The 11,782-nt window shown below is 47.2% G+C and carries 7 protein-coding genes; 5 read left to right on the top strand and 2 right to left on the bottom strand.

The window, feature by feature from the left end:
* The first annotated feature begins 546 nt into the window (after nt 1–546).
* The 4 genes from JWG43_RS10285 to nrfD all read left to right on the top strand — a co-directional run bounded on the left by JWG43_RS10285 (nt 547) and on the right by nrfD (nt 5,301).
* Nucleotides 547–777: a hypothetical protein gene (locus tag JWG43_RS10285; protein ID WP_205242835.1), complete on the top strand. Its 231-nt coding sequence runs from the start codon at nt 547–549 to the stop codon at nt 775–777.
* A 204-nt stretch (nt 778–981) separates the two neighbouring features.
* Nucleotides 982–2,868, top strand: a complete 1,887-nt coding sequence (gene ftsH / locus JWG43_RS10280) for an ATP-dependent zinc metalloprotease FtsH (protein WP_205242834.1) — start codon at nt 982–984, stop codon at nt 2,866–2,868.
* Complete coding sequence (locus tag JWG43_RS10275) at nt 2,852–3,769, top strand: hypothetical protein (RefSeq protein ID WP_205242833.1); 918 nt, start codon at nt 2,852–2,854, stop codon at nt 3,767–3,769. Before ftsH ends, JWG43_RS10275 begins: the two co-directional genes overlap by 17 nt.
* Nucleotides 3,770–4,107: 338 nt before the next feature.
* On the top strand, nt 4,108–5,301 hold the full coding sequence (gene nrfD / locus JWG43_RS10270) for an NrfD/PsrC family molybdoenzyme membrane anchor subunit (protein WP_205242832.1): 1,194 nt from the start codon (nt 4,108–4,110) through the stop codon (nt 5,299–5,301).
* 1,051 nt (nt 5,302–6,352) lie between these two features.
* On the opposite strand, the gene JWG43_RS10265 is transcribed toward nrfD, so the two are convergent.
* Entirely contained in the window at nt 6,353–7,045 is a 693-nt protein-coding gene (locus tag JWG43_RS10265) for a c(7)-type cytochrome triheme domain-containing protein (RefSeq protein ID WP_205242831.1), read from the bottom strand.
* Between the two features lie 19 nt (nt 7,046–7,064).
* Complete coding sequence (locus JWG43_RS10260; protein WP_205242830.1) at nt 7,065–7,820, bottom strand: 4Fe-4S dicluster domain-containing protein; 756 nt, start codon at nt 7,818–7,820, stop codon at nt 7,065–7,067.
* Between the two features lie 1,077 nt (nt 7,821–8,897).
* On the opposite strand from JWG43_RS10260, the gene JWG43_RS19910 reads away from it, so the two are divergent.
* Nucleotides 8,898–11,309: a sigma 54-interacting transcriptional regulator gene (locus tag JWG43_RS19910; protein WP_205242829.1), complete on the top strand. Its 2,412-nt coding sequence runs from the start codon at nt 8,898–8,900 to the stop codon at nt 11,307–11,309.
* Nucleotides 11,310–11,782: the final 473 nt, after the last annotated feature.

Below are 11,782 nucleotides of genomic sequence, written 5' to 3'. Positions count from 1 at the left end.
TCGGTGCGGTAGACTGCTGTCTACTTCCCTACAGCCGGCTGGATCAATCCAGCCGGCTGCTTCTCTTACTCGTATCGGTGGTACTCGTAGTTGAGATTATTGTCGGCTTTGGGGATGCGAATCAACACCCGTACCTGTTCGCTAAAGTCTTCATTATTTATTCGAAGGTCACAGACAACACAGCTGACACACGGACAAATCATGTCCTATTTCCTAATCGTTCACGCTGTAAAGTGTCTCCAAAGTGTCCCATCAATACATAAACGGGACATATTAGAGACACATAAAACATTCAATGGGACAGCAACGAGACACATTTGCTTATCAATTCCAAAGTATCGACAAGAAAACTTATGAAGTTAAAAATAAATTCAACCATTAAAATTATACAATAACAAACATTTATATTATTTTTTACAGCTACATTTCTCTTAATGCTCCTCTCTGGCACACATTATGCTTTACCTGAGACAAAAGCGATGCAGTTACATAAACAAAACAACAAGAGCAACAGTTAAGCAGTTAAGAATCCCAGGAGGAGAGACCATGAGTGATAGAGCAATCGTCGCCGAGCGTGATCAAAGCAGAACTCAGGAAGACAATCGTGCAGATGTTTCGACCCAAGTAGTTGTAGATAAAGTTGTCATTGGCAGCGTTGTTGCCTTCACCGGAGTTGTAGGTATATGGGTTATGGCTTGTTTAGTGAGCGCCATGTATCAGGCAGGAGGTCCTCTGCAACTTCTTGGTGGTTGGTTCAGAGCTGTAACCGGTTTATAATAACATCTTTGGCCAATACATAGATGTCAATTAAATATTATTCTGAAAATTATGGATTAACAATAGCTGAGAAGATTAGTATATTCTCAGCTATTGTTATATTTTTATTTATGATTTTATATAATAATTCAAAACTGTATACAATAATAATTTTATAATTTTTATTTTCTGAGATGTTTCCTTTTATCTCTGGAATTTAATGCAATGGCTCGACTGGTACGCAATTTATTTATTTTTTTTATAATCACTGTTTTGAGTATGTTCATGGCTCTTTTCTGGTTTCTTGAACATAGGCTGCCAAGTGAAGATTACAGTCAAGTCATTGATCGACTCAACCAAAATCAGATCGTCAAATTTGAATTTACCGGTAACCGAGTTGTCTTCACCGATCGGGATGATCGATCTTTCCTTACCACAGTCCCCGATGTGAATAGTTTCCTGGAGAGAATTCAGGACGAAAACATTCGCATTGTGGTCAAAGAAGACAGATTCAACCTGATATATGTCACCGTTATTTCTATTTTTGTGATCATATTCATCATGGTGGTCTGGTGGTCTCTACAACCACAAAAGAATCAGGAAAGCACCTTTGCCAGCGACAAACTTGTCCGCCAAAAGGGCAAGGAGGTCGGCCTGACCTTCAAGGATATCGCCGGCATACCTGAGGTCAAAACAGAGCTCGAAGAAATTGTCTCTGCTCTTAAATTTCCAGAAAATTTTATAAAAATTGGCGCAAATATTCCGAGGGGTATTCTTTTACAAGGCCCGCCTGGCACTGGAAAAACCTTGTTGGCCAAAGCGCTCGCTGGTGAGGCCGGGGTCCCATTTTACAGCTTTAGTGGGTCCGATTTTGTGGAAATGTTTGTTGGTGTAGGCGCATCAAGAGTTCGAGATCTATTTAAAGAGGCAAAAAAAAACTCGCCATGCATCGTTTTCATAGATGAGATAGATGCGGTCGGCGCGAGCAGAGCCAGTGGTTCTTCTGCCGGCGGTCAGGAGGAAAGGGCACAGACCCTGAACGCACTTTTATCCGAGATGGACGGGTTTGACACCGGAGATACCATCATCGTTCTGGCAGCCACCAACAGGTCCGACATTCTCGATCCGGCTTTGAAACGACCTGGTCGATTCGACCGGCAGATAAACATCCTCCCCCCGGACCTCAAAGGCAGGAAAAAAATTCTTGAGGTTCACGGTCGAAAAGTTGCCCTGCACCCGGAAGTAGAATTTGGCGACCTGGCCAAATCGACACCCGGATTTACAGGTGCCGAACTGGCAAATCTGGTCAATGAAGCAGCTTTAATGGCAGCCAGAAACGGAAGAGAGCTGATCCTTAATGAAGATTTTGAAAAAGCCCGCGATCGCATCCTGATGGGTATTGAACGTAAAGGCATGATCATGAGCGAGAAAGAACGAAGAATTCTCGCCTACCATGAATCCGGTCATGGGATTTTAGCGAACTGCCTTCCACACTCCGATCCATTGCATAAGATTACCATCGTCCCACGGGGTATGGCACTGGGTCAGACACAACAGTTACCGATCAGTGATCATCCTGCATATTCAAAGGAATACCTGCGCAGTAAAATCATCGTCCTGATGGGTGGCAGAGCTGCCGAGGAGATGATGTTCAAACAGCAAACAACTGGTGCCCAGGGGGATCTTTTCACCGCTACCCAGATTGCAACAAACATGATCTGCAAGTGGGGGATGAGTGAAACCTTCGGGCCTCAGGTCTTCTTGGTCGCCAATGGCGGTTTTCTCGGCGGCCCGGGGGGGCGTTTACCAATGGGGAATGAAACCGCAAGAATCATTGACCGGGAGGTCAATGCGCTTCTCTCCAGCTGTTACGACGAAGCAGTTCTGATTCTTAATCAACAGAAGACTCTTCTCGAAAACCTGGCGGAAATACTTCTCCAGGTAGAAACCCTGGATAGAGAGGAGTTCGATATCATCGTTGAATGCAGTATTACCAAAGAGCGGGCTGCCAGAAAACAACCTGAACATGACTGCAGCAACTGCGGTTTTAAAGAAAACTGCAGCGTTGGTCAGTCATTGATAGACGAGGTGGTCAATGAGATCACTGCGTAGGTTGAGTGTTGTCACCTTTTCAGGCACCGCCTTTTTATTGGCAGTATTGATATTTATCGGTCTTCGCCACAACAATCTGGCCCAGGATTACAGCTCCATTGTTCAAGAAAGTGAAAGCACAATTTTTCTCTATACAACCATACAAGATCAAGCAACAGAAGGGCTTTTATCCCGCAATAGATCGCAGCTTTTGGGGGCAGCGAAAGAGCTTGAGCAACTGCATAGCAGGTATGTCGCCTTGATTGATAACCCCTTGATCCCCACCCAGTTCAAGCTCTCTTTCCTGCAGGAGCTTGACCTTGGGCTGGTTGTTGTCAACTTGAGGAATCTGGCCGAAAACACCGAGAGTGATGAGTTAATCCTGAGAATAATGGGGCAGCTTCGACATATAAACAAACAATTTCTGCAATTTGACCGCATTGTTGTTAATGAAATGAGAAACAGGGTCATGAATTACCAGAAAAATGCCCTGATTGTCATGGGTATGATTATCACTTTAACTATTTACAGTCTTATCATTTTCTATTCGAGAGCTGTAAAACCTGTCAAAATTATTGCTGAACAGGCAGAACTGGCTCTAAAAGAAAATAAACCTCTTCACCTTGGCAAGTCTAGCTTGAAAATCTGGGAAATTCAGACTTTGACAAGCTCTTTTAATATTTTACTGCAGCAACCATCTCGAAAAAATTCTGATAACTTGGCCTATAGAAGACGGGAAGCTGAATTCTCAACAATTATCAATGAAGCTACAAACCGACTGAACGGAATTATAAATTATTCACAATTGCTAAATGATTCCTTTGATGAAAGGAATATCGACAACGATCAAAAGCAAATACTCAGCAAAATAATTGATCATGGAGAGAAATGCGCAATGATCTTGCGCAAGGGAATACAATAAAAAAATAATCTGATCAATCTGCATATTTTTTTTAAATTCTATATTCTATTGTGGTGAATTTTGCAAAATATCAGAAAGAAATAAGAGAATACAGAAACAATTGTCACTGCATTCAAAGATGATGTATCGGTTTTTAATTAAAGGTCGCCTCTGACCTGGAAACCTGGAAACTGGAGCTGTTTACCAGCGCTTCATCTACGGATAAGCAGGCTATCGGGTTACAGTCATCATGTGCCCGGCATCTTGATTGTCAATAGATGGAGAGATGGAGAACGGTTGCCTGAAGTCAAAAATGCGCAAGCAACAAATCAAATTAAGATGAACGAAAAGGAAAAGACATGAATTTGTACATCAAAACAACCGCACTTCCCTCACCGTCCATGAACCAGATACTCATTTTTGTGTTGCTCACACTCATCTGCGGAATTGGCCTCTCCTTCGGTCTCCACACCATGCTGGTAGGACATTCCACTACTTTCGGTACCACAAGAGAGGTACCCTGGGGACTTCTTATCACCCCTTATGTCTTTTTTGCCTGCATGTCCACCGGACTATGTATCATTTCAACCTTAGGCCAGGTCTTTGGTGTTAAAACGCTCCAGCCGCTGGTCACCCGCGCAGTCTTTCTTTCCATTATCTCAATGGCCGCAGGGCTTCTGAGCATCACACTTGAGCTTGAAAGTCCATGGCGTGTTGCCTTCTTCGCTTTATTCTCGCCGCAACCTTTTTCAAACATCTGGTGGAAGACCACAATTTACAGTTTCTTTATGGTGCTCATGGTCTGTAATTTTCTGTTGCTGTTGATAGGAAGAAACAAGAGCGCCATGGCCTTTGCCGCTGTCGCTTTTGTAGCGGTCACCGTGGGCAATCTCAATATGAATACCGACATGGCAATACTTGGGTCCAGGGGATTCTGGAGTGAAAATTACATGCCGCTCTATTTCCTGTCTCTCTCTGTACTGACCGGTTGCGCTGCGATCCTGTTGCTGAATTGGTTCAGTTCAATATTCAACAAACAGAAACTGCTCAGTCATGAAGAAGCGGCTTTACAGGCGACTGGAAGGCTTTTTTTTGTATTGCTCCTGGCAATTCTCTATTTTACCGTCGTTAAAGCCATGGGTGGATTTTTCCCTCAGTTCACCAACAACCCGGAAGCAATGGCTCTCCTGGTTAAAGGCTATTTTGCTCAGAATTTCTGGATTGGGGAAGTTGGCCTTGCTGTTATTGTTCCGCTTTTTCTTATAATTATCACCAAAGGAAAAAACCTGTTCGCCCTGGCTGTTGCCAGCTTTTCCTGTTTAATAGGTGTCTTTGTCTTATTTTACCATTTAGTTATTGTCGGCCAACTTATCCCCCACTTTCAAAACTACCATGTTGTGGGTCTCCCGCAGTATTACTCCTACAGCCCCAGCTTGCACGAAATCATGATTTCTGTTGGGGCCATATTCTTCTTCCTGGCAGCGTTTATTTTTGGAGAAATACTGTTCAAGAAAATGTATTCCCTTGACCATTCCAACCTGCGCGTCAGTTGATCCTGCCTATGGACATGCATCTGTCCTGAATCACCTGAGCCTTTGCATATACCAATCCCCGGTTCAAGGGCTCAGGTTTGACACCAACTGGTTACTGTCTCATTCTTACCTGAATCCGTGAACGTTCGTCCGTGCGCCAGCTTAATTGTTTGTAACCGTTCGATTAAAGTAGACTTTATCAGACGAGTACGGGCAGTGAAGATGGCGCGTGGACGGATGCCCCGAAGGGCGGCTGGTGCAGGTTATTGTCAAGGATTCCGCTGCGATCATAAGATGATTACAGCAGGATATATCCAAAACAAGAGCCCAGCCATGACGGATTCAGGTATCATTCACCGGCCTATCATCTACACCACCCCATTCACTTCGCATCGATCAAGTCCCTGTTATCCAGTACCGATCCAGAAACGGCTGTATACCCCCTGACACTTTGTTGAGTTGCCAGGTGCAATCCCCGCAACGATACACCTCTTGCAAGTCTTCACATTCGCCAATGCGTCTCAAATCTGGCAAGAATGTTTATGGGGAAAAACTATCTTGCATATACCCGTTCACGGGCACAAGAGGTTGGCTTTTCGCCTGATATTCTTGGTAACCATTCGCTAACTTTTCAAGGTGTATCCAGCAAGCCGTACGGCAGGGTAGAGGTTTTGCCCACCTTTTGGAAGTATAGCAAAAGGGCAGACACGGGAGTCACCCCCGCGAAAGTTCTGGCAAGAGATTTGTTCACATTTCCGTGATCATTTCTTTGACAATCAACGGTAATATGTTCATGCAGGAGAAGTTGAAGCGAAGGTGGAAAGGAAAACGATTACATGCAGCCCATCTTTGCATTGACGCGGCCACCTGCAAGAAGAGGGGGGTTGTTTGGTTATTGCGGGCAACCGCGTCTGCGCAAGCCTGGGTCAGCTGTGACCGCCTACAATAAGGGAGAGTGATACAGCACGCCGTAACAGACCTCGTGATCGGTTGCGAAAAAAAAGTTCTGGGGCAAGGATCGCTGACCCTTGCCCCAGGAAGAAAAAACCGGATACGTTATGCTGTATCTTCGCTAATCAGCTTCTGACGAGCCGGCAAACATACGTTCAAGTCCCTGCACACCGATGTGACAGGTCGTACATCGAGTGTCGGAGGCAAAAGCATCGGTGCCGTTGTGACAAATACCACAGTACTGACCCGCATAGAGGGCCTCCATAATGAATTTTTCCGGATGCTCTTCCGCCGCCCCTACTCGCATTTCAAAGGCTTCATCGTGGCAACTTGCACAGCTTAATCCCATATCGACATGCTCCTTGTGCTCGAAAATAACAGCTTTAACCGGTATGGTGAAAACGATTGTTTCCGGCTCGATCATATCGCTGCCATGACAGGTTTTACAGCTTTGCGGACTGGTGGTATCAAAGGCCATGAAACCATCGTGACACGCGCCACAATACAGGCCGGCTTCAAAAGAGTCATGGTTGTAATCTCCACTGGCTCTAGCTGCTCCTTGTTGACGGTCAAAGAGATCGGGATGACAAGTGTCGCAGCTCAGTCCTATGGTGATCACATGGGAATTGTGGCTGAACATGGCACGCATCGGTTCCACGGCTATAACATGGGTATCCCCAAAGGATTCATACTCAAAATCCGTAACAGCCTCAGCGGGCGCGGCCGGTGCGGTAGCGCGAATTTCGGCCACCAAAAAACCGCCCACGGCTAACACAACCCCAATGAGTGCTACTGTTTTTCCTATACCTTTCATATTTCCCTTCCTCTGGTGATTAGGCATTCATGTAATAGACGTTCGGCAGGGCACCGGTTTCTGGACGTAAGACCCACAAGGTTGTTTCTGGTTGATGCACCAGACGGTACACTCTGCTTCTGGAGTCGCTGAGATCACCGAAAATTCTCACATCAGCCGGACAGGCTTCAGAGCAGGCAGTTGTGGTCATACCTTTGGAGAGTCGGCTTTCATAACAGAAGTCACATTTATCAACAGCCCTGACCTTTTCGTTGAAATAGCGGGCATTGTACGGACAGGCGGCCATACAGGTCTTACAACCTATACACTTCCTGTTCTCCATGACGACGATACCATGGGTAGAATCCTTGTAGGTCGCGACAGTGGGGCAGACTCGGACACAGGGCGGTTGATTGCACTGGTTACAGAGTATGGGCATGAAAATACGCTCAGTGGCACCGCGACCAATGGGGCGGGCCCGCTCGAGAATAATTGTCCTCCATCCGTAATCAGGGACGTGGTTGGTTCGCACACAGGCATCCATGCATAATTCACAGCCGATACAGTGATTCTGTATCATAACCATGCTGTAATGAGGGCTGTAGGGGAATGCCTGGCCCCCCGGCATAGTGCCCACAGCGCTTTCGGCATTGCGAACGGAGGTTAATGACAGTACTGTCCCTCCCATGAACAGTCCGGTAATGACTAGACCGGCACGAAGGAAAGTCCGCCGTTCAAACGAAGGCAGATGATCCACACCTTCGTTTGGTAATTTTTCCAGATCTTTGATTTTCATCCCAAACCCTCAGAATATAAAAAGTTACGAAAACAACATCGGCACGCTGTGCTACAATGTGCTGTTATGGCGACAGAAAACATTCCAGAAGAATGAATGGCTGCTCATTTAATAAAAACAACAATAAACATACCTTAAATCCACGTAAAGAGCAAGTTTTCAAAACCATGGTTACAGAGCTGGGGGCTGAAATTTTTCTTTTAACTACCAGGTCCGGCATGGTGCCATCGGTTGCGCGGTGTCCTTTCCGATGCCTTGGCAATGCAAACAATCCATTTCAATTCCGGGCAATCCCCGTACCCGCCTTATCCGGTACAAGAAAACGACATTGTCCCCGTTGTCTGAAGTCTTCCTGGATCCGTGAGCGTTCGTCCGTGCGTCAGCTTTATTGTCTGTGACCGTTCGATTAAAGTACACTTTATCGGACGGTTACGGGTAATAAAGATGGCGTGCGAACGGACGCCCCGAAGGGCGGCAGGTGAAGGTTACCATCAAGGTTTCCTCTGCAATTACAACCAGATAACAGCAAGATATCTTCGAAACAAGAGTCCAGCCGTCACGGATTCAGGGTCTTGACCAAAGCCTCTTCGAGGCCCGAACAGACTGCCCATTATTTGACCTAACCACAGGCGAGGCTTAATTATTGGTAACCTTTACCGAGCACCCTATCTGCCGACGATCCCGCTGCTGTGCAGAGTATCACTATAACTTTCAGCCTGCTTATCCGCACAGGAAACTATGGCAAACAGGCCTGATTGCCAGGTCATGCAGTTATTTACTTGCACCCTATAAACGGGTACGTTACTCCCTGCATGCCTGGATCCGTGAGTGTTCGTCCGTGCGTCAGCTTTATTGTCTGCGATCCTTCGATTAATGCAGACCTTATCGGACGGTTACGGGCAATGAGGATGGCGTGCGGACGGATACCCCGAAGGGCGGATGGAGAAAGATATGGTAAAATCATTACAGCAAAATATATCCAAAACAAGCGTCCAGCCGTCACGGATTGAGGACATGGAATGCTGGTGAGTAATTCCTTGCAATAAGAAAAAAATCAGCCTTGAGCGATACTCTCATATGAAACAACCAACATCTAAACAAATACCAACCGATCTGGAGGGGATTGCGTTCCTGTTGTTTGACGGGTCGGATCGGATCAAAGCTGTCGGCGGTCACATTGAGACCCTTACAGGTCAGGTTCCGGAAAAGCTATTCGGAAAGTCGGCACAGGAACTTTTTACCCGCAAAGGGAGTGTACCCCCCCTGGCCGAACTGTCGACTCTGCGCGACCTGGAAAAATTGCAACAACACCTGATCATTGATCTGGAACAAAATGGCCAGCTCCTCAGAATCCCGGTAACCCTTCAAGGGCTTCGCGACCAGGAGGGAGCGACAGCCGGAACACTTTTAGCCATTGGCAGCGGCAAGCAATGCCTCCTGAATCAGGTCCTGCTGGATTCTCTCTCCATAGGAGTACTGACCGTCAACTGTGCCTTGGAGATCATCTCGTTCAACCATGCCGCGGAGCAAATCACCGGTTGGACACGCTCCGAAGTGCTGGGTAAGAATTGCCAGGAAATTTTTCCGCCAGAACTCTGTGAAAACAATTGCCAGATCAAACTATCCATTGAACAGGCTCAACATATACCCCCTCAGAATGTCTTCATGGCCCACAGGGACGGTAGCGCTGTTACCCTCTCTCTGACATCCTCCCCTTTATACGACTTCAACGGTAAGGTCATAGGAGGGGTGCAGAGTTTCCACGATTGCTCCGATGCCCTCAGCAACGAATTGATCCTGGCCTCGGTAGCCGATGGTGTTTTCACCATCGACCACAACAGAATCATCACCTCCTTTAATCCGGCCGCCGAAAGGATCACCGGCTGGAAAAAGGAAGAGGTTATCGGCAAACCGTGCAACGAAATTTTTCATTCCAGCGTCTGCGGCGACAATTGCCTGCTGCAAAAAGCCATTGCATGCAAAGCCCCTTTTATCGATCGTGCCATTTTTATCAAGAACAAGGTGGGCATCTCCATCCCGGTTACCGTCAGCTCCGCCCCTCTTTTTGATGATTTCGGTCATATTGTCGGCGGCATCGAAACATTCCGCGACAACACCCTATCCGTCCGTGAAACCATGATCCTCGACTCCATTGCCGATGGTGTTTTCACTGTCGACCGCAACTGGAACATCACCTCCTTCAACAAAGCTGCGGAGGACATTACCGGCTGGTCCCGTGAAGACGCCATGGGCATGTCCTGTGCTGATATTTTCCACTCTTCCATCTGCGGCAAGAACTGTGCGATTGCTGAAAGCCTCTATACCGGAACCCCGGTGGCCAGTCGTTCCATCACCATCCGCAACAACCGCGGAGAAAAAATCCCCATCAGCATCAGCGCCGCACCCCTGACTGACCATGAGGGCAATATCATCGGCGGCGTAGAGACTTTTCGTGACCTGACCGCAATCAACACCCTGCGGCAGCAATTGAACCAGAAATACACCTTTGACGACGCCATTATTTCCAAATCGACTGCCATGCAGAGGCTGTTCGCTATTCTTCCGGATATAGCCCGTAGCCCAAGCACGGTCCTGATCCTCGGCGAAAGTGGCACCGGAAAGGAACTGATCGCCCGGGCGCTGTACAATTCCGGCGAGCGACGCGAGAAACCATTTATCATCGTCAACTGCGCCGCTTTACCGGAAACCTTGCTGGAATCAGAGTTATTCGGTTACAAGGCTGGAGCATTCACCGATGCCCGCAAGGACAAAATCGGTCGATTTGCCGCTGCCGAAGGTGGTACACTTTTTCTGGACGAAATCGGTGATCTACCCGGCAACGTTCAGGTCAAGCTGCTGCGCGTTCTCCAGGAAAAGGTCTACGAACCTCTGGGTTCCAACACCCCGGTCAAGGCCGATGTCCGTATCATCACCGCCACCAACCGGGACCTGCCGACCCTGGTGCGGGAAGGATTATTCCGGGAGGACCTTTTCTACCGGCTCAACGTCGTCAAAATCAGCCTCCCCCCTCTACGAGAGCGCAAAGAGGACATCCCCTTGCTCGTCGAACATTTCATCAAGAAATACAGTGCGCAACAAGGCAAAGATATCGTCGGCATCTCCAGCGGAGCTCTGGCCACCTTAATGCGCTACGAATACCCCGGAAACATCAGGGAACTGGAAAATATCGTTGAATACTCTTTTATCCTTTGCGACGGTGGATATATCCAGCCTAACCACCTGCCGGAGCCTTTTGCCACCGAGATCATTGAGCAGAAACAAACGGCAACGGACAGCTCAAAACCGCAAACACTTGAAGAGATAGAGAAAGAAGCAATCAAAATCAGCCTTGAGCGAAATCGATGGAAAAAAATGATCACCTGCCGGGAGTTGGGGATTTCCAAAGACACCCTGCGACGAAAAATTGAACGGTATGAGATTGCCAATCCATTGGACAACCTGCCCGAGGACACGGACCTGAATCCATGATGGCTGGAGGCTTTCTTTGGATATATCTTGCTGTAATCATATTATAATTGCAGCGAAATCCTTGACGATACCTTGCACCAGCTGCCCTTCGGGGCATCCGTTCTCACCCCATTTTCATTACCCGTAACCGTCCGATAAAGTGTCCCTTAATCAAAGGATCACAGACAATAAAGATGACGCGCGGACAAACGCTCACGGATCCAGGATACAGTCTTGCAGTTGCCTCGCTGAAAAAAAAAGCGTATCGGATCCAGTCCGATACGCTTTTTAAAAAACCTTTACGTTGATCGCTTCACGATAATTTTCACTCAATGGGCAACTTTTGAGCAAAAACCCAAGAAGTTTTATCCTCTCGGGTTGACAGCTTTCCGGCTGCATAATTCCTCTCATTGCGCCGCCGTTAGCGAGTGGTTCCTGATGTTTTTGTACCGACCACCGACACGCCAATTATCCATGGAGAAAAACTTTACAGG

Origin of the sequence: Desulfobulbus alkaliphilus (genome assembly GCF_016918545.1) — a bacterium.
In the GTDB taxonomy this organism is placed as follows: Bacteria; Desulfobacterota; Desulfobulbia; order Desulfobulbales; family Desulfobulbaceae; genus Desulfobulbus; species Desulfobulbus alkaliphilus.
The sequence above is the reverse complement of the archived record's forward strand: the minus strand, read 5'-3'. Positions and strand labels throughout refer to the sequence as shown.